Raw genomic sequence first — 21590 nt, 5'->3', positions numbered from 1 at the left:
CGACTGACATTGGCTGCGGGAAGCCCCCGGTTCCGGGTTATGGAACCGGGGGCTTCCGTGCACACTGAGGCGCATGCCTACCCCCACGACCACGAGCAGGGTCAGACGATGGGACCAGCACGGGCGGGAGCACGTGGTGCGGGTCCAGAAGGCCGGTGTGCAGCGGCAGTTGAGCTGTGACACCTGCGGGTGGCGCAGGAAGGCGCAGTTCCTGCCGTGGCTCAAGGCCGAGGAGCACCTGACGGTGGAGCATCAGGCGACGGTGGATCCGTCGACTCCGGGAGCGTAGTGGCCGCAGGGGTCATCACGAGGATGGTGGTGTCCTGCGGCTGCGGGGTGAGCAGCAGGTTCATGGCGTACGGGCGGGGCGTCGGGTCGTCTTGCCGCGTGATCCCGACGGTCCGCGGGGCGAAGTCCCCGACGGAGCGGCAGGCCCACCAGTCGTCCAGATCCGGCCGTGCGGCCGCGAGCCGGTCGGTGAGCCGCTGAAAGGCCCCGTCGCCGGGGCGGCGGTCCGCGCGGGTGCGCAGGTGCCGATAGAGGTCCATGGCGACGGACTCCCAGCCGGGCAGCACCTGCTGGTGCCGTTCGTCCCCGACGAGCAGGAGCAGCAGATTGCGCTGCTCCGCGGGGAGTCCGGCGGGATCGGGCCATACCTCGGCGTACGCGCCATTCCAGGCAAGGATGTCGTGGGCAGGGCCCAGGATCAGCGCCGGACTGCCGACCCAACTGTCGAGCATGGCACGGAGGTTCGGATCGTACGAGGCGCGTGGGGCCGCCGCGCCGGGAGCGAACCCGGCGAGGGCGAGGGCGTGCCGGTGGGAGGCGTCGTCGAGGCGCAGGGCGCGGGCGACGGCGTCGAGCACCTGCCGGGAGGTGTCCACGCGCCCCTGCTCCAGCCAGGTGTACCAGGCGACGGAGACGCCGGACAGCGCGGCGACCTCCTCGCGGCGGAGCCCGGGGGTGCGGCGGCGCGCGGTGTGCGGCAGTCCGACGTCACCAGGGGAGAGCCGCTCGCGGTGGGCGCGCAGGAACCCGCCAAGTTCCTTGCCGAGGGGCTTGGTTGCCGTGCCCGTTGCCGTGGTGGTCGCCGTCGTGGTCGCCATGCGCCCAGCGTATGACCTGGAGTCACCCCCATGAACGCCTGTCTGGCTGCGCTGCCCGCCGGCCCCGAGGCTGAACCCATGACGGAATCCACGACGAAAACCACGAGGGAAACCCCCACCATGTGGCGCCACCGGAACGACTCCTCAGACCTCGCCGCACCCCGCCCCTTCATCCGCGTCTACACGGGCCCCGGCACGCTGGACACGCTGACGGCGTCCTACGAGCGCCTGCTCGGCACGGAACGGGACATGTGGTTCACGTACCCCGAGAAGGGGCTGAACCTGGCGGTGGTCGGAGCGTTCCTCCTGATCGAGGGCACGGAGGAAACGCTGGCCCCCTTCCGCGCCGTCGACGGCACGCTGCTCGTGGACTCGGCCCAGGCGTACCTGACCCGCCTGGCGGCGGAAGGCGCGACCATCACGGAGCCCCTGATCAAGGTCCCCACGGGCTCGGGTTTCACGGCCCGCCATCGCGACGGCACGGTCATCGAATACGTGGAACACAGGCCGACGGAGGAGGGGTTGTAGGGACGGACGGGGGCGGAGGCCGCCCTCCTCGGTCAGCGCGTGCTGCCCGGCAGGGCATGGTCGAGAAGGACCTCAGCCGCTGCCCGCGCGTGCCGTCCGTAGTCCGCGTCGCCCAGCACCATGGCGCGGCTGGCGGCCCCGTCCGCGAGGGTGACGAGTTGCTCGGCGAGTGCGGCGGGCTCGCGGCAGCCGAGTTCCGTGACGAGTGCGGTCACCAACTGCACCATCAGCAGCTTCTGTTCGCGGGCGTAGGAGTGGACCGCGCTCTGCGGGTCGGGGAACTCGGCCGCGGCGTCGATGAACGGACACCCGCGTACAGGGGCCGCGTCCGCCGCGGGCAGGACGAACAGCGCGAGGATCCGCTCTCTGGCCGGGATGTCCTCACGCGCCAGCGCGCTTTCCAGGGTCCCGCCGGACGAGGCGAGGTCGCGAAGGTGGGCGACGACCAGGTCGCTCTTGGTCCGGAAGTGCGCGTAGAGGGTGCGCTTGGACACCGGAGCCTGCTCCGCGACCTGTTCCATACCGGTCGCGTTGATCCCCTGGGTCGCGAACAGTTGGGCGGCAGCGGCCAGGATGCGCTCGCGTCCTCCGCGCCCCTGCCGCCGAGCGGCCGTCGTCACCGTACTCATGGGGGAAGTATACGTTCCCGTTTACTTCGGAGGGAGGCGATGGTTACAGTGGCGCCGCAAGTAAACGAGACCGTTTACTTAATCGGCGCTTCTGGGTCTGAGGAGAGCTCTATGAGCAGGCTGGCCGTTTCCACCGAGTTGAGCGACTACGCGGAGAAGCTGATACGGGGTCGCCACGCGACGCGCGCGTTCCGCCCCGACGCCGTGCCCGACGACACCATGCGTGCGATCTTCGCTCTCGCCGGCACCGCACCGTCCAACTCCAACGCGCAGCCGTGGTGGGTCGAGGTGGTCAGCGGCAGGAAGCGCGAACGCCTGGCGGAAGCCTTGCGGGCGGCCCACGCCGAACAGCGCACCTCGGCCGACTTCCCGTACTCCGAGGGCATGTACGCCCCCGTCCACCAGGAGCGGCGGGCGGCGTTCGGCGCGGGGCTGTACGGAGCCCTGGGCATCGGCCCCGACGACCACGCGGCACGCGCGGCCTACGACGCGGAGAGCCTGCGCTTCTACGGGGCGCCGCATGCCGCGTTCCTGTTCGTCACCGGCGACGGCGGGCCGCGGCTGGCCGCCGACGTCGGCGCCTACCTGCAGACGCTGCTCCTGGCCATGGCCGCATACGGCGTGGACAGCTGCCCGCAGGGTCTGCTCAGCTTCTACGCCGACACCGTCCGGGAGGAACTCGGCTCCACAGGGGGACGCTTGCTCGTGGGCGTCTCCTTCGGCTACGCGGACGAGAGCGCGCCGGTGAACCGGGCCACGACGGGGCGGGCCGCCCTGGAGGCGACGACAGCCTTCCACGCCTAGCGCCCGCCCACGGCGGTCCGTGCTGGATGTCGGAATGTCAGAGGGAGGCCCTAGGGTCCTGCCTCGTGACTGAATCCTCCACCCACCTCAGTACGACGGCAGACGCCTACGACGCCATCGCCACCGTGTACGCGGGACTGCCCCGCGACGACCTCCGCAGCCCTTCCCTGGACCACGCGATGCTCACGGCGTTCGCCGGCCACGTGCGGGCCGACGGCGCGGGCCCCGTCGCGGAGCTGGGCTGCGGCCCCGGCCCGGTGACGGCCCTGCTGCACGACCTGGGCCTGGACGTCCTCGGCATCGACCTGTCCCCGGCGATGATCGACCTGGCCCGCGAGACCTACCCGGACATCCGGTTCGAGGTCGGCTCCATGGACGCCCTCGCCCTGCCCGACGGCGAGCTGCGCGGAGTGGTGTCCTGGTACTCACTGATCCACGCCCCGGAGCGGGATGTGGCCGCGTACCTGGCGGAGTTCCACCGCGTCCTCGCCCCCGGCGGCCACCTCCTGCTCGCCTTCTTCGAATCGTCGGGCGACCCGCTCACCCCCTTCGACCACAAGGTGACAACGGCGTACCGCTGGCCGATCGACGCCCTGGCAGCCCTCACCCACAAGGCAGGCTTCACCGAACTGGGCCGCCTGCTCCGTGAGCCGGTCGAGGGCGAGCGGTTCCGACGGGGGACTCTGCTGCTGCGCAAGGGGTGAGACCGGGCGCCGGCCCGGGCGCACGGGTGCCCGGACCGGCGGTCCGACGTCCCTCGCGCCGCATCCCCCAGCGCCGGTGTGCTCCGCCTCAGCCTCCGGTTGTCCGGACGTGACCCAGCCGCGGAACTGCAGTCGGCTCGGCGGCGGGCCTCCCGCGCCTGTTGCTCCAGTGCGCGCAGCTGCTCGTGGAGCAGTTGCGCCGCCCGAGGCCGTGTTGTCCCCCGCGCTCCCCTCCTGGCCGCCGCGTCCGGGACCGCCCGCAGCGGGTTTCCGTACCGCCCCGGCGCGTGGGAGTCAGTACGCTGAGTGCAGCGGGATCGGGCCCGCCGCACAGTGTCCGGGAGGCGTGTCATGACTGCCGAGATGGTGGCCCCGGCGTGGATGCACCAGCAGATCACGGCGGAGGAGTACGAGTCGTGGTCCGAGGAGCAGTGCGCCGGCATCGAGATCGTGGACGGAATGGTCGTCGTGAGCCCCAGCGCCTCCAAGCGGCACAATCGGCTGGCCCGGCTCCTGGCGAACGCCCTGGACGCCGCAGCCGGCCCCGATTGGAACGCCGACACGGACTTCGACGTCCGGCTTCAGGACGTCCCGCTGACCAATCGCCGCCCCGACATCATCGTCTACCGTGCGGACACGATCGACATCACGCCCACCCGCCCGGAGCACGTACTGCTCGTGGTCGAGGTGGTGTCGCCGGGCTCGGAGACCACCGATCGGGTCGTGAAGGTGGACCAGTACGCCAAGGCCGGGATCGGCTTCTACTGGCGGATCGAGCAGGCCGCGACGGGTACACCGCTGGTGTATACGTACCTGCTCGATCCCGCGACGAGGACGTACCGCGAAGGGGACGCGTTCGCCGGCGCCCTGAAGATCACCGCTCCCTTCGCAGCGGAGATCGACCTCGGCCAGATCTGAACCGGTCGCAGGGCTGTTGAGCAGGTGGGTATGAAGAAGGAGTGTGTCCCCGTCGTGAGCAAGGACTGGGAAGTTGATGTTCAGTTGTTGCTGGACGTCTCCGACGACGCGTGGGCGGTTCTTCAGGAGGGGATGCTCGCCGAGATGGTGAGCGAGCCGGAGTACGAGTTCGTGCCGACGGCCACCTCTCATGGGTACGCCGGTGATTTCTTCTCGGTCGGGGCCACGTTGCAGGTCAGGGCCGAGATGCCCGGTGAGGCGGCCGATATTGCTGTTGCCGCTGTGCGGCGTGCTCTCCGGAGTGCTGGAGGAGGGCCGGACAATGGCGTCGCGGAGATCATCGTGCGGCAGGGTGAGGTGGATCCCCGGCTGCTGGGGCGCCGGTAGCCGGCGTCAGGGTCGCAGGCCGCGCAGGGTCAGGTCGAGGACCGCTGTGAAGTCGTCCTCGATGCCCGGGCGGGACCAGTGTGCCGCGTACGCCGGGTCGTGGAAGCGGCTCGTCGCGTCGAAGACCGCGCGGGCCGAGACCTCGGGGGAGGGGGACGCGAAGTCCCCCTCCGCCACGCCCTCTTGGATGATCGTCGTGAGTTGGGACGTGAGGTCCGCGATGTGGTCGTCCACCACGTCGCTGTTCTCGCCGACCAAAACGGAGTAGGTGGCGAACAGTTCGGGGTCGTCGCCGGCCTTGTGCTGTTTGGCGTCGAAGAGGGCCGCCAGCCAGTGGCGGAGCTTCGCCTCGGGGGGCTCCGTGCCGGTGACGATTCCGGAGAGCGTCTCCGACGTACGGTCCAGCCAGCGCCGCGTCACCGCGCCGCGCAGCTCCGTCTTCGTACGGAAGTGGCGGTACACCGTGCCGTGGCTCACCCCGAGGGCGCGGGCCACGTCGACGACCGTGGCCTTGGCCGCGCCGTGCCTGCGCAGCACCTCCTCGGTCGCTTCGAGGATGCGCTCGGGGGTCAGGGGAGCCGCGGTTGCTGCCATGGCTAGACCGTACCCGGGGACGGATCAGCGCTCGCTGTCGAGGTGTGCCATCTGGGAGTCCGGGTAGCGTGCGCCCGCCGCCGCGTCCGCGGGGACGGCCGCTTCGATCGCGGCCAGGTCGGTGGCGTCGAGCGTCACGTCCAGGGCGGCGAGCGCCTCACCCAGGCGGGTGCGGGTACGAGCGCCCACCAGTGGCACGATCGACGCCCCGTGTCGCGGTCCCTGCGCGAGCACCCACGCGATCGCGGTCTGCGCGACGCTCACGCCCTTCTGGTCGGCGATCTTCCGCAGCGCGTCGACGAGGTCGAGGTTGCGGTCGAGGTTCTCGCCCTGGAAGCGGGGGCTCATCGCGCGGAAGTCGTTCGCGGCCAGCTTGCGGTCGCGGGTGAAGTGGCCGGAGATCAGGCCGCGGGAGAGCACCCCGTACGCCGTCACGCCGATGCCCAGTTCCGCGACCGTCGGCAGGATCTCGGACTCGATACCGCGCGAGATCAGGGAGTACTCGATCTGGAGGTCCGAGATGGGGGCCGTGGCCGCCGCCCGGCGGATCGTCGCGGCGCCGACCTCAGAGAGGCCGATGTGCCGCACATACCCCTTCTCGACCAGCTCCGCGATGGCGCCCACCGTCTCCTCGACCGGGACGTCCGGATCGATGCGGGCGATGCGGTAGACGTCGATGTGGTCGACGCCGAGGCGCTGGAGGGAGTACGCGGCGAAGTTCTTGACCGCCGCCGGGCGGCCGTCGTACCCCGACCAGCCGCCGTCCGGGTCGCGTAGGGCGCCGAACTTGACGCTGGTGAGGGCCTGCTCGCGGTGGGCGGCGGGGGCCGTGCGCAGGGCCTCGCCGATCAGGAGTTCGTTGTGCCCCATGGCGTAGAAGTCGCCGGTGTCGAGGAGGGTCACGCCCGCTTCGAGCGCCGCGTGGATGGTCGCGATGGACTCCGTCCGGTCCGCCTCTCCGTAGAGCGCGGACATGCCCATGCAGCCGAGGCCGAGGGCGGAGGTCAGGGGGCCGGCCGTGCCGAGAGTGAGAGTACGCATGCGTCCACCATGACATGACAGATGACAGAATTCAATATCTGTCATCTGTCATCTGTTACCTGTCGTCTGTCACCTGTCGTGTGTCATCGCGTGTGCGTCATTTGTCCTGCGTCAGCGGCTGGGCGGTGGCCGTCTCCTCCTCCAGCCGCTCCGCCGTCCTCCGCGCCGACTCCCGCGCCCACCGCCCGCTCGTCACCGCCCCGAGCACCAGCACCGCGAGCCCGCAGCCCGTGAGGATCCACCAGGCCGGGCGGCTCGCCTCCGTGAAGTCCTCCGCGTACGAGGAGGACGCGACGCCCGACGCCAGGACCGCGCCGATCACCGCGACGCCGAGGGTCGTGCCGATCTGGCGGCTGGTGGAGGCGACCGCCGCGGCGACGCCCGCCTGGGCGCGCGGCATCCCGGAGACGGCCGTGTTGGTGATCGGCGCGTTCACGAAGCCGAAGCCGAGGCCGAAGAGGAGGTAGCCGACCAGGCGCGGCCCGCCCGTGGACTCCGCCTCGAACGCGGCGAAGAGGATCCCGGAGGCCGTCATCGTCACCCCCGCGATCAGCAGCGGGACGCGCGGGCCGCGGCTGCCCACCAGGCGGCCCGACAGCGGACCGAAGACCAGCGCCATGGCCGCGATCGGCAGCATCCACAGCCCGGCGTGCAGGGCGTCGAGGCCGCGGACGTCCTGGAGGTGCAGCGTCGACAGGAAGAGGAAGCCGCTGAGGGACGCGAAGGCACAGACCGCGATCACCGTCGCGCCGCTGAACGGCGCCGAACGGAAGAAGCGCAGGTCGATGAGGGGCTGGGCGCGGCGCGGCTCGTACCGCAGCAGTCCGGCGAGGCCGAGCACCGCGACGCCCGCGGAGCCGAGGATCAGCGGTGACGTCCAGCCGGCGCGCGGCGCCTCGATGATCGCGAACGTCAGCGCGCCGAGCAGCGCGATCACGAGGAGCTGGCCGACCGGGTCCGGGCGGCGCGGCTTCGGGGCGCGCGACTCGGGGACGTACCGCAGGGTGAGGAGGAGCGCGGCGAGGCCCACCGGCAGGTTGACCAGGAAGATCGAGCGCCAGCCGACCGTTTCCACGAGCACCCCGCCGAGCAGCGGGCCCGCCGCCATGGAGATGCCCGCGACGCCGCCCCAGACGCCGATGGCGCGGGCCCGCTCGCGCGGGTCGGTGAAGGTGTTGGTGATGATCGACATCGCGACCGGGTTGAGCATGGAGCCGCCGACCGCCTGCACCATGCGGAAGACCACGAGGAGTTCGAGGCTGGGCGCGAGTGAGCAGAGCGCCGAGCCGAGGGTGAAGACGACCAGACCCGTCACGAAGATCTTGCGGCGGCCGATCCGGTCGGCGGTCGAGCCCGCGAGCATGAGGAGCGAGGCGAGGACGAGCGTGTACGCGTCGACCGTCCACTGCATGCCCGAGACGCTCGCGTCGAACTCCTTCTGCAGGGTGGGCAGCGCGACGTTCAGGACCGTGTTGTCGAGCGTGACGATGAGCAGGCTGGTGCAGCAGATCGCGAGGACGAGCATCCGTCGGCGGTGGGGGAGTCCGTCGCGGTGGCTGGTTTCGTCACGGTGTTCCGGCTCGGGCTTGCGGTGGCCCCGCTCGGCGTCACGGCGGTTCGGCTCGGTGTCGCGGCGGTTCGGCTCGGGCTTGCGGTGGCCCCGCTCGGGCTCAGGGTGGCCCGGCTCGGTGTCGCGGTGGTCCGGCTCCATGTCGCGGTGGTTCGGTTCAGCGGGCATCTTTCGACCGTAAATCGCCGGGCGGGCCCCGGCCCGGACAGGGCCGGGGGAGGCGAGCCGGTTCAGGCCAGCCGCCGCGGCAGCCGCAGGCTGAGCAGCGCCAGGCCGAGCAGCCCCGCCAGCTGCACCCCGAGCGCCGTCACGAACGCGCTCCGCATGCCGATGTCGGGGACCAGCGCCAGGAAGAGCGAGCCGATCGTCGCCACGCCCACGGCCAGGCACGACTGCTGCACGGTCGCGGCGAGGCCGCTGCCCGCGCCCGCCCGCGCGGCGGGTACGGCCGCGAGCGCGACGCGGTAGTAGAGGGCGAGCTGGACGCCCTGTCCTGCGCCGCACAGGAGCAGCCCGGGAGCGAGGGCCAGGGGGTTCAGGCCGGGCCACGGAGCCCACAGCACCGTCGCCGCGAGCACCGCGAGACCCGTGGCGTGGACCAGGGCGGCCCGGGGCATCGCGCGGGTTCCCCAGCGGCGCACCAGGCGCGGCACGAGCATCGACGCGGGGATCTGCGTGAGGCCCATCGGGATCACGGCCAGGCCCGCCTGCAGCGCCCCGTACCCCAGCCCCTGCTGGAGGATGATCGCGAACCCGAACATGAAGCCGCTGAAGCCGATGAAGATCGGCAGGCCCAGGACCAGGCTCCTGCGCACGGCGGGCTCGCGCAGCAGCGACGGCGGCAGCAGCGGGCTGCCGCCGGTGCGTTCGGCGCGGCTCTCCACGGCCCCGAAGGCCCAGCCGAGCAGCGGCGCCGCGACCAGCAGGAGCACCGACCACAGCGGCCAGCCCGTCGCGCGGCCCTCCGTCAGGGGCAGCAGGAGCGCGGTCAGCGCGCCGGCGAACAGGACGGTGCCGAGTACGTCGCCCCGTACGGGCCGCTCGGCGCGGCTATCCGGCACCGCCCGCACCCCGACGAGCAGCGCCACCACCGCGACCGGCACGTTGACGAGGAACACCGCGCGCCAGCCCGTGCCGCCCAGGTCCGCGGCGACCAGGGCGCCGCCGAGGGCCTGCCCGAGCAGCCCCGCGACGCCGCTCACCGCGCCGTACAGCGCGACGGTCCTGGCCCGGCGCTCGCCCCGCGTCGTCGCGTGGATCGTGCCGAGGACCTGCGGCAGCATCAGCGCGGAGGCGGCGCCCTGCGCCACCCGCGCCCCCACCAGCCACCACGCGCCGGGCGCGAGCCCGCAGGCCAGCGAGGTCAGGCCGAAGGCGGCCACGCCCCACAGGAAGAGCTTCCGGCGCCCGTACGTGTCCCCGAGGCGGCCGCCCAGGACGAGCAGTACGGCGTACGCCACCGCGTACCCCGCGACGACCATCTCCAGCGTGGCGGGGGAGGCGCGCAGGTCGCGCTCGATGCTGGGCAGGGCGATGTTGACGATGAAGAAGTCGATGCTGGAGAGGGAGGCGCCGAGGAGGACGGTGAGGAGGCCGAGGGAGGTGAGGGGAGAGGGCGCGGCGGGACCGGCCGCACCGGTGGCGGGGGACTTGTCGGTGTGGGTCGTGAGAGTCACGGATACGACGATGTTCCGGCGCCCAGAGGGGTACCAGAGTGTCCTTATCCTGGTACCAGGCGAACCTGGAAACAGGCTGCGCGATGACGCAGCCTGGAGCGGTGACCGCCACCGCCACCACCGCCACCGCCACCACCGCCACTGCCACCACCGCCACCACCGGCGCCGCTGCATCTGCCGCGCCCCTCGCCGCCGACCTCCGCCGCCAAGAGCTCGCCGCCTTCCTCCGCAGCCGCCGCGAACGCGTCACGCCCGAGCAGGTCGGCCTGCCCCGCGGCGCCCGCCGCCGCACGCCGGGCCTGCGCCGCGAGGAGGTCGCGCAGCTGGCCTGCGTCGGCGTCACCTGGTACACGTGGCTGGAGCAGGCGCGCTCCATCAAGGTGTCCGCGCAGGTCATCGACGCGATCGCGCGGGCGCTGCTGATGGACCCCAGCGAGCGCGCCCACCTCTTCGCGCTCGCCGGCGCCGTCGACCCGCGCCCGGAGGCGGAGTGCACGGCGCTCTCCGCGGAGGTACGACGGCTGATGCGCCGCCTCGGCCCCTACCCGGCCACCGTGCAGAACGGCCGCTACGACGTCCTCGCGTACAACCGCTCCTGGACCCACGTCTTCGGCGACTTCGACGCGATGGAGCCGCGCGACCGCAACTGCCTGTGGCTCCTGGCCACCAGCCGGAGCTGGCGGGAGACCTTCCTCGACCGGGACGAGATGCTGCGCGACCTGGTCGCCAAGTTCCGCGGCGCCATGGCCGAGCACGGCGCGGAGCCCGCCTGGAAGGAGCTGCGCGACCGGCTTGCCGGGGCGTCCGCCGAGTTCCGCGAGCTGTGGGAGCGGCACGAGGTGGCGACCATGGCGCCGCACGTCAAGCGCTATCAGCACCCCCGGGTCGGCCTGCTCCGCCTGGAGCACCGCATGCTGTGGATGGCCCCGCTCACGCAGGCGTACCGCCTGATCGCGTACATCCCCGCCGACGACGCCACGGAGGAGCGCCTGGAGCGCCTCGCGGGGCTCTCCGGGGAGGGCGGCACGGCCGCCTGAGGAGTGAGGGACAATAGAGGGTCCCGTCGTCCGTCCCGGAGATCATCCATGCCCTCCCAGCCGCAGCCCCTGTCGATCGGCCCGCACACCGTGCAGCCGCCCGTCGTGCTCGCCCCCATGGCGGGCATCACGAACGCGCCGTTCCGGACGCTGTGCCGGGAGTTCAGCGGCGGCAAGGGCCTCTTCGTCAGCGAGATGATCACCACCCGCGCCCTGGTGGAGCGCAACGAGAAGACGATGCAGCTGATCCACTTCGACGAGACGGAGAAGCCCCGCTCGATCCAGCTGTACGGCGTCGACCCGGCGACCGTCGGCAAGGCCGTCCGCATGATCGCGGAGGAGGACCTGGCCGACCACATCGACCTGAACTTCGGCTGCCCCGTCCCCAAGGTCACCCGCAAGGGCGGCGGCTCCGCGCTCCCGTACAAGCGCCCGCTGCTCCGCGCCATCCTCCGCGAGGCCGTCAGCGGCGCCGGTGACCTCCCCGTCACCATGAAGATGCGCAAGGGCATCGACGACGATCACATTACCTTCCTGGACGCGGGCCGCATCGCGGTCGAGGAAGGGGTCACGGCGATCGCCCTGCACGGCCGCACGGCCGCCCAGCACTACGGCGGCACGGCCGACTGGGACGCCATCGCCCGCCTCAAGGAGCACGTCCCCGAGATCCCCGTCCTCGGCAACGGCGACATCTGGTCGGCCGCCGACGCGGTCCGCATGATGAACGAGACGGGCTGCGACGGCGTCGTCGTGGGCCGCGGCTGCCTGGGCCGCCCCTGGCTCTTCGGCGACCTGGTCGCCGCCTTCGAGGGCACGGGCGCGCCCAAGGCGCCGGACCTGCGCGAGGTCTCGGCCGTCATGCTGCGCCACGCCGCGCTCCTCGGCGAGTGGATCGGCGACGAGGCGCGCGGCGTCATCGACTTCCGCAAGCACGTGGCGTGGTACCTGAAGGGCTTCGCGGTCGGCTCGGAGATGCGCAAGCGCCTCGCCGTCACGTCGTCGCTCGCCGAACTGGAGGACGGCCTCGGCGAGTTGGACCTCGACCAGGAGTGGCCGGCGGGCGCGGACGGCCCGCGCGGCCGCACGTCCGGCAACAACCGCGTGGTGCTGCCGGACGGCTGGCTGAAGGACCCCTACGACTGCGCGGGCGTCGGCGAGGAAGCGGAACTGGACACGTCGGGCGGCTGAACGGCCCCCGCGTACGGGCTGCTTGAGCGTCACGCTAGCTGAGCGTGACCGTCACGGGCAGCTCCTTGATCCCGTTGACGAAGTTGGACCGCACGCGCCGCACCTCACCGGCGACGCGGATGTCCGCGAGCCGCGGCAGCAGCTCCTCGAACATGACCCGCATCTCCAGGCGGGCCAGGGAGTTGCCGAGGCAGAAGTGCGGGCTGCCCTTGCCGAAGGTGACGTGGTCGTTGTTCTCGCGGGTGACGTCGAAGCGGTACGGATCGGGGAAGACGTCCTCGTCGCGGTTGCCGGAGGCGAACCACAGCACGACCTTGTCGCCCGCCCTGATCCGCTTGCCGCCGAGCTCGACGTCACGGGTCGCCGTCCGCCGGAAGTGGTAGACGGGCGAGGCCCACCGCAGGCACTCCTCGACGGCGCCGGGGATCAGCGAGGGGTCGCCGACGAGTCTGGCGCGCTCCTCGGGGTGCTCGATGAGGGCGAGCATGGAGTGCGAGATGGCGTGCCGGGTGGTCTCGTTCCCGGCGACGACGAGCAGCAGGAAGTAGTTGTCGAAGTCGGTCGCGGAGAGCGGCACCCCGTCCCGGGGCGAGCTGTTCACCAGAGCGCTCACGAGGTCGTCCCCGCTCCCGCCCCGCCGCCGTGCCGCCAACTCCCGCCCATACGCGAAGACTTCAAGAGCGGCAGGCGACCGAAAAGGCAGGTTCCGATACCGCTCGCTCTCCGCGCTCTCCAGCAGCACGTCCGCGTAGTCGGGGTCGGTGTTGCCGATGATGCGGTTGCCCCAGTCGATGAGCCGTTGCGTGTCCTCCTCGGGTACGTCGAGCATGCGCGCGAGCACGTTGATGGGAAAGTCGGCGGAGATCTCCCGCACGAAGTCGAAGGTCCCCTTGGGCAGGGCGGCGTCGAGCGTGCGCGCCGTGAGCCCCCGCAGGAACGTCTCGTACGTCGCGACGGCCCGCGGCGTGAACCGCTTCTGCAGGATGAGCCGCATGGCCCGGTGCCGCAGCCCGTCGGTCTCCAACAGTGAACGGCGCAGGGTGATGTAGTCCTCGTCCACCTCCTCCAGGTTGGTGAACCGCTCGGAGGTGAAGGTCTCGGGATCGCGGTCGACCCGCACGATGTCGGCATGCCGGGTGACCGCCCAGAAACCGGAGTTGGGCGGCGGCTCGGGCTGCCAGTGGACGGGATCCTCGCGACGCAGCACGTCGAACATCCGCCAGGGCAGCGCAGGGTCGGTGAACCGGTCGTTGTCGGCGAGGTCGACGTCGGCGAGGGAGAGGAACCCGGCCGGAGCCCGGTCGGATGAGATCTGGTCGGATGAGTCCCGGTCGGATGAGTCCCAGTCAGTTGAGTCCCAGTCAGTTGTGTTCCGGTCAAATGAGAAACGCATACTCACCGAACTCCCAGTCAGTCACCGCCAGTTGACACCTCTCGACTTCATTGCGCTTGTACGTCAGGAAGGCGCGGACGAAGCCGTCGCCGAGCAGCCCGGTGAGCGCCTCATCGGCTTCCAGGGCGTCGAGGGCGGCGGGGAGAGTGGCGGGCAGCCGGGCCGCTGAGGTCTCGTCGTATCCGTAACCCTCCAGCGGGGCGGGCGGTTCGGGCTTGTCGCGCAGCCCGAGCAGCACAGCGGCGACAGCGCCCGCGACCAGGAGGTAGGGGTTGGCGGACGCGTCACCGAGACGCAGCTCCAGCCTGGCGCCCGCGCCGCGCTCGGGCGGTATGCGGACCATGGCGCTGCGGTTGTCGAGACCCCAGTCGATCAGCCAGGGGGCGAGGGTGTCGGGCCCGAAGCGCTTGTAGGAGTTGACGGTCGGATTCAGCAGGGCGGTGAGCGCGGGCGCGTGCCGCAGGACACCGCCGACGGCGTGCCGGGCGGTGGCGGAGAGCCCGCCGTCAGCATGCGGATCATCAAAGATATTCCGCCCGTCGGCGTCGACCAGTGACAGATGCGCGTGGAACCCGGACCCGCCGAGCCCGTTGAAGGGCTTCGCCATGAAGGTCGCGAGCCGCCCCTCGTGGCGGGCGGCCTCCTTGACGGCGGCCTTGAAGAAGAAGGCGCGGTCGGCGGCGTCCAGGGCCCCGGAGTGATCGAGATTGATCTCGAACTGCCCGCCGTCGAACTCGTGGTTCCCCGCGATGACGCCGATGCCGAGCTCGCGCAACAGCCTGAGTGTGCGCAGCAGATGACCGTCGGGGTCGCCGCGCCGCCCGGCGCTGTACACGTTCCCCGTGGCGCCGCCGTAGGGGACCCAGCCGGACGCGGCTGCCGGGGAGGCGTCGCACAGGAAGTACTCCAGCTCGGGTCCGACGACGACGGAGATCCCGTCGTCGCCCACGTACTCGCCCGTCCGGTCGAGGACCCGCCGCAGCAGGGCGCGGGGCGACTCGGCGACGGGCGCTCCCGTGTGCGGATCGAGACTGTCGCCCAGGCACCAGGCGACGCCGGGCTCCCACGGCAGCGGTTTGAGCGTGCGCAGATCCGGTTGTACGCAGATGTCGGGGAGCCCCGCGTCGAGTCCCCCCGGGACGGGGACGACGTCGCCCCTGGGGGTGGTGTGGTAGACGGCGCGGCAGAAGGTGAGCCCGTGCCCGCAGGCTCCCGGCAACTGTCCGACGAGGACGTCGCGTCCGCGGTCCGCCCCTAGGAGGTCGGGGTAGATGACGCGGACGATGTCGGTGCCGGTGGTGCGGAGGGCCTCGACGGTTTCCGTGACGTGGGTGTGCTCGCCGGTGGCCCTACCGGGGTCCCCACACGGGTCCCCACCCTGGAATGGTGCGCTCGCTTCACTCACCCGTGCCCAGCCTTTCTGGGGGTGCGATGTCCGATGCGCGGTTGTTGTTTGACCTCAAACGATAGGAAGGGTGGGGGGTTGCACGCAAGGGGGTGGGGGCGGGTGGGTGGTTGCCCTGCGCTGTCCCGCTGGGGTAGGAGCCCCAAGCCCGCCGCTTCGCGGCGGATGCTTCCCACCCACCCACCCGTTTGCCCCGCGACGTCCTGCGGGGGTAGGGGCGGGGTGGGTGGGGTCTGCCCGCGCCGCCCCGCTGGGGTAGGAGCACCGAGCCCGCCGCTTCGCGGCGGATGTTTCCCACCCACCCACCCGTTTGCCCCGCGACGTCCTGCGGGGGTAGGGGCACGGCCCCCACCGGGGTGCAGGCGCACGCGCTCGCGAGGGGACGTGGGGGTATGTGCGAACGGAGCACCGAGCACACTGTGGCGTCTTTGGACTTGAGGCGCGGCGCAGGGATGGCGAGTACGCACATACCCCCGCGGCCCCGCCCCACAGACGGGCGGAAGGCGACCCCCGCCCAAGGCGCCCCCGCCAGAACCCGTGACAGCGCACCACGCCCCGGCGTACCGTACGGGATCAAACGAGTTGCGGAAGGGGCTGGTCATGGCCGGACTCAGGGGATTCCTGCCGCCCAAGAGCGCCACCGGCCGGTCCTCCATCGTGCCCCCACCCCCCTGGCACTACTCCGGCGACCTCCTCACCGTCGAGTACCGCACCGACCCGGCCCGCGTCCGCGAACTCCTCCCCGCCCCCCTCGACCCCGCCCCGGACGACCCCGGCGCAGTCGCCCTCATCTGGGCCGACTGGCAGTCCTGCGGCGCCGGCAGGGCCGAACTCCTCGACCCCGTCCGTGCCCAGTACAAGGAGTGCTTCGCGGTCGTCCGCTGCGCCTACCGCGGCCGCACCTACTCCCGCTGCGTCTACATCTGGGTCGACAAGGACTTCGCCATCGCCCGCGGCAACCACCAGGGCTACCCGAAGAAGCTCGGCTCCATCCACCTCACCCGCCCCCACCCCTACGGCCCCGCCCCTCGCATCGAACCCGGCGCGACCTTCGGCGCCACGCTCGCCGCCGCCGACCACCGCCTCGCCCAGGCGGTGGTCACCCTGCGCGCCCCCTCGCCCACCAACGGCTTCGTCAACGCCCACCCCATGGCCCACCACCGTCAACTCCCCTCCATCGACGGCAAGGGCCTGGCCCTGGACGAGCTGATCGAGTCGGGCGCCGCGGCCTTCGAGGGCGGCCAGGCCTGGTCGGGCGAGGCCGAACTCGACCTCTTCGAGGCGCCCACGGAGGAGCTGGCCGCGCTCACCGTCGAGGAGCCGATCGGCGCGTACTACCGTCAGGTGGGCGTCACCTGGAACGGCGGGACGCTGCTGGAGCGTGAGCTGTAGACACCTGGCCGGCCCCGCCCGGCCGAGCACGAACCACATGAGCAATGAGGAGACACCGAGTGACGGGCCACCGCACCATCCGCGAGACCGAGAAGGCGGTCCGGGCCAAGCTCGGCGGCACCGGAACCCCTGTCCAGTACGCGCAGATGGCCGCCGTCTCGAACATCTACCGCGCGGCGGCGGCCGTACGGCAGCACTTCGAGAACTCCGTGCTCCGCGGCGCCGAACTGACGTGGACCTCCTTCGTGGTCCTCTACGTCGTCTGGATCTGGGGCGAGACGGAGACGCGTCACGTCGCCGAGGAGGCCGGCATCTCCAAGGGCACGCTCACGGGGGTGGCCCGCACCCTCATGGGGCGGGGCCTCGTCGAGCGCCGCGGTCACCCCGACGACGGCCGGCTCGTGCTGCTCCGCCTCACGGACGAGGGTGAGCGCCTCATGGGTGAGGTCTTCCCCGCCTTCAACGCCGAGGAGGCGTTCGTCACGGAGGGGCTGTCGGACGAGGAGTGCGAGACGTTGGCGGATCTGTTGCGCAGGATCGTCGTGCGGACGGAGGAGGAGGGGGACGGGCGGCGGCGGCGCCTCCTGGGTGGGGCGCCGCCCGTTCCCCGGCGCAGTGGCCGCAGACCCAAACGATCCGCTTAGCCCCGGCCCCCGCGCCCCGCGCCTCGTGCCCGGCGCCCCGCCTCGTGCGTTCGCTGCGGGTTGTGGGGGTTGGTCGCGCAGTTCCCCGCGCCCCTGGGGGTGGTTGCGGTGCGTGGTTCTCTGCCGGATGGTGGGGGTTGGTCGCGCAGTTCCCCGCGCCCCTGGGGGGTGGCTGCGGAGCGTGGTTGTCTGCGGGGTCGTGGGGGCTGGTCGCGCAGTTCCTCGCGCCCCTGAAGGGGCGCTTGTGGGTGGGGGTTACTCAGTTTGGGGTGCGGCTGCTCGGATCAGGGACTCGAACAAGCCCTGCTGGCCCGCATCCTCCTCCGCCGTATCCTCCGGGTGCCACTGCACCGCCGCGAACCACCCACGTCCACCCACAAGTTCCAGCGCCTCGATGGTTCCGTCGGCTGCCCACGCGGCGGCGGTGAGGCCCCGCGCGAGGCGGTCCACGCACTGGTGGTGGTAGCAGGAGACCACCACCTCACCGGAACCCACCCCACCCGCACCCACACCCGCACCTGCCCCCACATCCGCACCCATCGCCCGCGCCAACGTCGACCCGGCCGCCACCCGCACCGGGTGCAGCACATGGCGGTGCTCCGCGCCGGGGCCGCCCATGTCCTGGCGCAACGTGCCGCCGAGGGCGACGTTCACCGCCTGCAGCCCGCGGCACACCGCCAGGGTGGGCAGGCCGGCGGCCAACGCGCAGTCGACGAGGGCGAGATCGAAGTCGTCCTGCGCGTCATCGACGTCGTACACCGCACTGTGCACTCGCGGTCCCCCTTCAGGGGGCGATCCCCGCCCCACCCCGTACCGCCACGGCGCGATGTCCCCGCCGCCCGGCAGCAGCAGTCCGGCGCAGCGCGACAGCCGTTCGGCGGCCTCCTCCGGGGGACCGGGGAGCATCATGAACGGCTCGCCGCCCGCGCGGAACACGGCCTCGGCGAGGGCGCGGGCGGTGACGACGGCGGCGTAACGGAGGGCGGAGGTCGTCGCGGCGTACCGCTGGGGGAGGGCGATCAGGGGGCGGCGGCACGGCATGGAGACCTCCCCACGGCCGGGATGGATCCGCGCTCGTTTGGTCCCAAACGGTAGAGCAATAGGCCGTCCCTCACGAGGGGTTGACCCCCGTCCGCCTCCGCTCGTACGTTGTTTGGGTTCAAACGAACTGGAGGCAGTGATGGCTCAGGCTCCTCCCACCGCGGCCCCCGAGGACGCACCCGCGACCCCCGAGGACGCACTCGCGATCGTCGAAGGCGTGCCCATCGACACCCGCCACTGGATCGACGGCACCCGCGTGCCCTCCGCCTCCGCCTCCACCTTCACCGACCACTCGCCCATGGACATGGACATGGACATGGACGGCGCCCCGCTCGCCCGCATCGCACGTGGCGGCCCCGGCGAGGCACGTGCCGCCGTGGTCGCCGCCCGTACCGCGTTCCCCGGCTGGGCGGCGACGCCGCCCGCCGAGCGGGCCCGGCTGCTGCACGCCGTCGCCGACGGCGTCGACGCCCGCGCCGAGGACCTCGCGGCGGTCGAGACCGCCGACAACGGCGCGCTGCTGCGCTCGCACCGCCGTGGCGTCATGCCGCGCGTCGCGCACAACTTCCGCTACTTCGCCGACCGGCTCCTCGCCCTCGGCCACGAGGACTTCGACACGAGGGGCCATACGAACCACGTCAGCTGGGACCCGGCGGGCCCGGCCGTGCTCATCACGCCGTGGAACGCCCCGCTGATGCTGGCCAGTTGGAAGGTAGCGCCGGCGCTCGCGGCGGGCTCCACCGTCGTGCTCAAACCCGCCGAGTGGACCCCCCTCACCGCTTCCCTCCTCGCCGACATCACGCATGAGGCGGGGCTGCCGCCGGGCGTCTTCAACCTCGTGCAGGGGTACGGTGAAGAGGTCGGGGCGCCCCTCGCCGCCGACCCCGACGTGTGCCGCGTCAGCTTCACCGGCTCCGTGCCCACCGCCCGCCGCGTCGCCGGGGCCGCCGCCGCCCACCTCGTGCCCTGCAGCTTCGAGCTCGGCGGCAAGTCGCCGCTGCTCGTCCTCGCCGACGCCGACCTGGAGCTGGCCGCCGACCTCGCCGTGGAGCAGTACGACAACGCGGGGCAGGTCTGTCTCGCCGCCACCCGCATCCTCGTCGAGGAGCCCGTGCGCGACGCCTTCCTCGACCGCTTCCTCGACCGGGTCTCGAAGCTGACGCAGGGGGATCCGCGCGACGAGGCCACCGACATCGGGCCCAACATCCACCCCCGGCACGTGGAGCGCGTCGACGGGTTCGTCCGCCGTGCCGTCGAGGCGGGCGCGAAGGCCGTCACCGGCGGCGGCCGCAACACCGCGCTCGGGGGGAACTATTACCTCCCCACCCTCCTCACCGACGTCGCCCAGGACTCCGAGATCGTCCAGGAGGAGGTCTTCGGGCCGGTCCTCACCCTCCAGACGTTTCCCGGAGGCGACGACGACGAAGCCGTGCGCCTCGCCAACGGCACCCGGTTCGGTCTCGCCGCCACCCTCGTCGCCGGCGACCGCGACCGTGCCGCCCGGATCGGCGCACGGCTCGTGGCGGGCACGGTCTGGGTCAACTGTTTCTTCGTACGCGACCTCTCCGCGCCCTTCGGCGGATCGCGCGATTCCGGCATCGGGCGCGAGGGCGGCGACTGGTCCTTCGACTTCTACTGCGACCTCAAGAACACCGTGACCGCGCCGAAAGGGTGGACCCGCCATGGATGAGGCCAGGGGGGACGCCAGGGGCGAGGCCATGGGTGAGGTCAGGGAGGACGTCAGGGGCGAGGCCAGGGGCGAGATCGTCGGGGCCGGGCTCCTCGCCCACGTACCGACCATCGTGCTGCCCGAGGAGACCCGCAAGGAGCTCAACGAGGGCCGCGAGATCAGCCTCGTCCCCGGCCTGCGCAGCCTGCGCGCCGACGTCTTCGAGACGCTCGACTACGACACCGTCGTCGTCCTCGACTCGCACTGGGCGACCACCGTCGAGTTCGTGGTCTCCGCACACCACCGCCGCGCCGGGCTCTTCACCTCCGAAGAGCTGCCGCGCGGCATGTGCCGCATGCCGTACGACTACCCGGGCGATCCCGAACTCGCCCACTCCGTCGCGCGGTTCGCGGAGAAGCACGGCACCTGGATCACCCCGATCGACGACCCCTTCCTGCCCGTGTACTACGCCACGATCAACCTGTGGACGTACCTGGGCCACGGCCTCCCCGAGAAGAAGTGGGTCTCGATCGGGGTCTGCCAGACCGGTGACGTCGAGGACCACCTGCGGCTCGGCCGCGCGCTCGCCGACGGCATCGGCGCGCTGCCCGGCCGCAAGGTCCTGCTCATCGCGTCCGGTGCCCTCTCGCACACGTTCTGGCCGCTGCGGGAGCTGCGCGCCCACGAGGCGAGCGACCCCTCCCACATCCGTACGCCCGAGGCGCGCGCCGCCGACCGGCAGCGCATCGAGTGGTTCGAGCGCGGCGACCACGCCCAAGTCCTGCGCACCATGCCGGAGTTCCTGGCGCACCGGCCCGAAGCCCGTTTCGGGCATTACCTCATGATGATCGGGGCCCTCGGCGAGGAGCGCTGCACCGCCCCCGGGCGCCCCTACAGCGCGTACGAGAACTCCGTCGGGACGGGGCAGATCCACCTCTGGTTCGACCGCCCGGCCGACGGCTGGACCGGTACCGAGCGGAAGGAGGCAGCCGCATGAGGGCGGCGAGCACCATCGAGTACCGCCGCGTCCTCCTCGACGGAGCTGCCGTCCAGGTCGTGCGCGACGGCGACGAACTCGTGGCCCCGGACGGGCGCTGCGTCAAGGCCTCCGAGGCGCACCACCTCCCTCCCGTGCGACCCTCCAAAGTGATCGCCGTGCACCTCAACCACCGCAGCCGGGTGGCGGAGTTCGGGGTCGTGCTGCCGCCCGCGCCCACCTACTTCCACAAGCCCGTCTCCGCCCTCAACGCCCACGGCGGCGCGGTCGTACGCCCCGAGGGCTGCAAGTACCTGAACTACGAGGGCGAGATCGGCATCGTCATCGGCCGCACCTGCCGCAACATCGCGCCCGCGGAGGCCGGTTCGTACATCGCGGGCTACACCGTCGCCGACGACTTCGGCCTGCACGACTTCCGCGACACCGACGCCGGGTCGATGCTCCGCGTCAAGGGCTCCGACACGCTCTGCCCGCTCGGCCCCGGCCTCGTCACCGGCTGGGACTTCCGCGGCAAGTACCTGCGGACGTACGTCAACGGCGTGCTCGTGCAGGACGGTTCGACGGACGAGATGGCCTGGGACATGCACTACCTCGTCGCCGACATCGCCCGCACGATCACCCTGGAGCCGGGCGACGTGCTGCTCTCCGGGACGCCCGCGGGGTCCCGCCCTGTCCGCCCCGGGGACGTCGTCGAGGTCGAGGCCGAGGGTCTCGGGCGGCTCACCAACCACGTCGTCACCGGGCCGGCGGCGATCCGCACCGACGTCGGCGCCCAGCCCACCGCGTCCGAGGAGGTCCTCTCCACGGCGCTGGGCGGCGACTGGGAGTTCCGCGGCATCCGCCCACCGCGCCGCTGAGGACTTCCGC

At 72.0% G+C, this 21590-nt stretch carries 22 protein-coding genes; 13 read left to right on the top strand and 9 right to left on the bottom strand.

Translation table 11 applies throughout. The features are described from left to right. Window positions 1-73: 73 nt before the first annotated feature. Complete coding sequence (locus ACH4D5_RS01990) at window positions 74-289, top strand: hypothetical protein (protein WP_398297565.1); 216 nt, start codon at window positions 74-76, stop codon at window positions 287-289. Here ACH4D5_RS01990 and ACH4D5_RS01985 read toward each other — a convergent pair. Further along, window positions 222-1106, bottom strand: a complete 885-nt coding sequence (locus tag ACH4D5_RS01985; protein ID WP_398297563.1) for a helix-turn-helix transcriptional regulator — start codon at window positions 1104-1106, stop codon at window positions 222-224. The genes ACH4D5_RS01990 and ACH4D5_RS01985 overlap by 68 nt on opposite strands. Window positions 1107-1184: 78 nt before the next feature. Here ACH4D5_RS01985 and ACH4D5_RS01980 point away from each other — a divergent pair, with 78 nt between their 5' ends. Then, window positions 1185-1634 carry a hypothetical protein gene (locus ACH4D5_RS01980; protein WP_398297561.1) on the top strand — a complete coding sequence of 150 codons (450 nt, stop codon included), beginning with the start codon at window positions 1185-1187 and terminating at the stop codon, window positions 1632-1634. Between the two features lie 32 nt (window positions 1635-1666). Here ACH4D5_RS01980 and ACH4D5_RS01975 read toward each other — a convergent pair whose 3' ends face one another. After that, on the bottom strand, window positions 1667-2263 hold the full coding sequence (locus ACH4D5_RS01975) for a TetR/AcrR family transcriptional regulator (protein WP_398297559.1): 597 nt from the start codon (window positions 2261-2263) through the stop codon (window positions 1667-1669). Between the two features lie 111 nt (window positions 2264-2374). On the opposite strand from ACH4D5_RS01975, the gene ACH4D5_RS01970 reads away from it, so the two are divergent. The 4 genes from ACH4D5_RS01970 to ACH4D5_RS01955 all read left to right on the top strand — a co-directional run bounded on the left by ACH4D5_RS01970 (window position 2375) and on the right by ACH4D5_RS01955 (window position 5076). Further along, window positions 2375-3067 (top strand): nitroreductase, encoded by a 693-nt coding sequence (locus ACH4D5_RS01970; RefSeq protein ID WP_398297557.1) that lies wholly within the window; start codon window positions 2375-2377, stop codon window positions 3065-3067. A gap of 65 nt (window positions 3068-3132) precedes the next feature. Then, window positions 3133-3771, top strand: coding sequence for a class I SAM-dependent DNA methyltransferase (locus tag ACH4D5_RS01965; RefSeq protein WP_398297555.1), 639 nt, complete (start codon window positions 3133-3135; stop codon window positions 3769-3771). A 351-nt stretch (window positions 3772-4122) separates the two neighbouring features. After that, window positions 4123-4689 (top strand): Uma2 family endonuclease, encoded by a 567-nt coding sequence (locus tag ACH4D5_RS01960; RefSeq protein WP_398297553.1) that lies wholly within the window; start codon window positions 4123-4125, stop codon window positions 4687-4689. A 54-nt stretch (window positions 4690-4743) separates the two neighbouring features. Then, the gene (locus ACH4D5_RS01955; protein ID WP_398297552.1) at window positions 4744-5076 is read left to right on the top strand and encodes a hypothetical protein; all 333 of its coding nucleotides are present in this window, start codon (window positions 4744-4746) and stop codon (window positions 5074-5076) included. Window positions 5077-5082: 6 nt separating this feature from the next. Here the strand turns inward: ACH4D5_RS01955 and ACH4D5_RS01950 are convergent, their stop codons facing one another. The 4 genes from ACH4D5_RS01950 to ACH4D5_RS01935 all read right to left on the bottom strand — a co-directional run bounded on the left by ACH4D5_RS01950 (window position 5083) and on the right by ACH4D5_RS01935 (window position 9957). Further along, window positions 5083-5670 carry a TetR family transcriptional regulator gene (locus ACH4D5_RS01950; protein ID WP_398297550.1) on the bottom strand — a complete coding sequence of 196 codons (588 nt, stop codon included), beginning with the start codon at window positions 5668-5670 and terminating at the stop codon, window positions 5083-5085. A gap of 24 nt (window positions 5671-5694) precedes the next feature. Further along, window positions 5695-6711, bottom strand: coding sequence for an aldo/keto reductase (locus tag ACH4D5_RS01945; RefSeq protein ID WP_398297548.1), 1017 nt, complete (start codon window positions 6709-6711; stop codon window positions 5695-5697). Between the two features lie 97 nt (window positions 6712-6808). After that, window positions 6809-8236: an MFS transporter gene (locus ACH4D5_RS01940; RefSeq protein WP_398298499.1), complete on the bottom strand. Its 1428-nt coding sequence runs from the start codon at window positions 8234-8236 to the stop codon at window positions 6809-6811. A gap of 275 nt (window positions 8237-8511) precedes the next feature. Further along, window positions 8512-9957: an MFS transporter gene (locus ACH4D5_RS01935; RefSeq protein WP_398297547.1), complete on the bottom strand. Its 1446-nt coding sequence runs from the start codon at window positions 9955-9957 to the stop codon at window positions 8512-8514. Window positions 9958-10058: 101 nt separating this feature from the next. Here ACH4D5_RS01935 and ACH4D5_RS01930 point away from each other — a divergent pair, with 101 nt between their 5' ends. Together ACH4D5_RS01930 and dusB are read left to right on the top strand one after the other, a co-directional pair. Continuing rightward, entirely contained in the window at window positions 10059-10994 is a 936-nt protein-coding gene (locus ACH4D5_RS01930) for a helix-turn-helix transcriptional regulator (protein WP_398297545.1), read from the top strand. A 48-nt stretch (window positions 10995-11042) separates the two neighbouring features. Further along, window positions 11043-12182: a tRNA dihydrouridine synthase DusB gene (dusB, locus tag ACH4D5_RS01925; RefSeq protein WP_398297543.1), complete on the top strand. Its 1140-nt coding sequence runs from the start codon at window positions 11043-11045 to the stop codon at window positions 12180-12182. 34 nt (window positions 12183-12216) lie between these two features. Here dusB and ACH4D5_RS01920 read toward each other — a convergent pair whose 3' ends face one another. After that, the gene (locus ACH4D5_RS01920; RefSeq protein ID WP_398297541.1) at window positions 12217-13575 is read right to left on the bottom strand and encodes a cytochrome P450; all 1359 of its coding nucleotides are present in this window, start codon (window positions 13573-13575) and stop codon (window positions 12217-12219) included. Next, window positions 13559-14860 carry a glutamine synthetase family protein gene (locus ACH4D5_RS01915; protein ID WP_398298497.1) on the bottom strand — a complete coding sequence of 434 codons (1302 nt, stop codon included), beginning with the start codon at window positions 14858-14860 and terminating at the stop codon, window positions 13559-13561. The genes ACH4D5_RS01920 and ACH4D5_RS01915 overlap by 17 nt, the downstream gene beginning before the upstream one ends. 720 nt (window positions 14861-15580) lie before the next feature. Here ACH4D5_RS01915 and ACH4D5_RS01910 point away from each other — a divergent pair. Together ACH4D5_RS01910 and ACH4D5_RS01905 are read left to right on the top strand one after the other, a co-directional pair. Next, window positions 15581-16372 carry an acetoacetate decarboxylase family protein gene (locus ACH4D5_RS01910; protein WP_398297539.1) on the top strand — a complete coding sequence of 264 codons (792 nt, stop codon included), beginning with the start codon at window positions 15581-15583 and terminating at the stop codon, window positions 16370-16372. 59 nt (window positions 16373-16431) lie between these two features. Beyond that, entirely contained in the window at window positions 16432-17016 is a 585-nt protein-coding gene (locus ACH4D5_RS01905) for a MarR family winged helix-turn-helix transcriptional regulator (protein WP_398297537.1), read from the top strand. A 255-nt stretch (window positions 17017-17271) separates the two neighbouring features. Here the strand turns inward: ACH4D5_RS01905 and ACH4D5_RS01900 are convergent, their stop codons facing one another. Beyond that, complete coding sequence (locus ACH4D5_RS01900) at window positions 17272-18057, bottom strand: gamma-glutamyl-gamma-aminobutyrate hydrolase family protein (RefSeq protein ID WP_398297535.1); 786 nt, start codon at window positions 18055-18057, stop codon at window positions 17272-17274. Between the two features lie 139 nt (window positions 18058-18196). On the opposite strand from ACH4D5_RS01900, the gene ACH4D5_RS01895 reads away from it, so the two are divergent. The 3 genes from ACH4D5_RS01895 to ACH4D5_RS01885 are packed head-to-tail and all read left to right on the top strand — an operon-like array spanning window position 18197 to window position 21580. After that, complete coding sequence (locus ACH4D5_RS01895) at window positions 18197-19747, top strand: aldehyde dehydrogenase (protein WP_398297533.1); 1551 nt, start codon at window positions 18197-18199, stop codon at window positions 19745-19747. Between the two features lie 28 nt (window positions 19748-19775). After that, the gene (locus ACH4D5_RS01890) at window positions 19776-20723 is read left to right on the top strand and encodes a 3,4-dihydroxyphenylacetate 2,3-dioxygenase (RefSeq protein ID WP_398298495.1); all 948 of its coding nucleotides are present in this window, start codon (window positions 19776-19778) and stop codon (window positions 20721-20723) included. Further along, on the top strand, window positions 20720-21580 hold the full coding sequence (locus ACH4D5_RS01885) for a fumarylacetoacetate hydrolase family protein (RefSeq protein ID WP_398297531.1): 861 nt from the start codon (window positions 20720-20722) through the stop codon (window positions 21578-21580). Before ACH4D5_RS01890 ends, ACH4D5_RS01885 begins: the two co-directional genes overlap by 4 nt. Window positions 21581-21590 lie beyond the last annotated feature (10 nt).

It is taken from the genome of Streptomyces sp. NPDC018029, assembly GCF_044327655.1.
In the GTDB taxonomy this organism is placed as follows: Bacteria; Actinomycetota; Actinomycetes; order Streptomycetales; family Streptomycetaceae; genus Streptomyces.
The sequence above is the reverse complement of the archived record's forward strand: the minus strand, read 5'-3'. Positions and strand labels throughout refer to the sequence as shown.

Coding starts and splice junctions, on each gene's coding strand:
- ACH4D5_RS01980 (WP_398297561.1), top strand. CDS start 1,185: ATGACGGAATCCACGACGAAAACCACGAGGGAAACCCCCACCATGTGG.
- ACH4D5_RS01910 (WP_398297539.1), top strand. CDS start 15,581: ATGGCCGGACTCAGGGGATTCCTGCCGCCCAAGAGCGCCACCGGCCGG.
- ACH4D5_RS01900 (WP_398297535.1), bottom strand. CDS start 18,057: ATGCCGTGCCGCCGCCCCCTGATCGCCCTCCCCCAGCGGTACGCCGCG.
- ACH4D5_RS01975 (WP_398297559.1), bottom strand. CDS start 2,263: ATGAGTACGGTGACGACGGCCGCTCGGCGGCAGGGGCGCGGAGGACGC.
- ACH4D5_RS01970 (WP_398297557.1), top strand. CDS start 2,375: ATGAGCAGGCTGGCCGTTTCCACCGAGTTGAGCGACTACGCGGAGAAG.
- ACH4D5_RS01960 (WP_398297553.1), top strand. CDS start 4,123: ATGACTGCCGAGATGGTGGCCCCGGCGTGGATGCACCAGCAGATCACG.
- dusB (WP_398297543.1), top strand. CDS start 11,043: ATGCCCTCCCAGCCGCAGCCCCTGTCGATCGGCCCGCACACCGTGCAG.
- ACH4D5_RS01990 (WP_398297565.1), top strand. CDS start 74: ATGCCTACCCCCACGACCACGAGCAGGGTCAGACGATGGGACCAGCAC.
- ACH4D5_RS01940 (WP_398298499.1), bottom strand. CDS start 8,236: ATGCTCGTCCTCGCGATCTGCTGCACCAGCCTGCTCATCGTCACGCTC.
- ACH4D5_RS01920 (WP_398297541.1), bottom strand. CDS start 13,575: ATGCGTTTCTCATTTGACCGGAACACAACTGACTGGGACTCAACTGAC.
- ACH4D5_RS01890 (WP_398298495.1), top strand. CDS start 19,776: ATGGGTGAGGTCAGGGAGGACGTCAGGGGCGAGGCCAGGGGCGAGATC.
- ACH4D5_RS01945 (WP_398297548.1), bottom strand. CDS start 6,711: ATGCGTACTCTCACTCTCGGCACGGCCGGCCCCCTGACCTCCGCCCTC.
- ACH4D5_RS01895 (WP_398297533.1), top strand. CDS start 18,197: ATGGCTCAGGCTCCTCCCACCGCGGCCCCCGAGGACGCACCCGCGACC.
- ACH4D5_RS01950 (WP_398297550.1), bottom strand. CDS start 5,670: ATGGCAGCAACCGCGGCTCCCCTGACCCCCGAGCGCATCCTCGAAGCG.
- ACH4D5_RS01985 (WP_398297563.1), bottom strand. CDS start 1,106: ATGGCGACCACGACGGCGACCACCACGGCAACGGGCACGGCAACCAAG.
- ACH4D5_RS01885 (WP_398297531.1), top strand. CDS start 20,720: ATGAGGGCGGCGAGCACCATCGAGTACCGCCGCGTCCTCCTCGACGGA.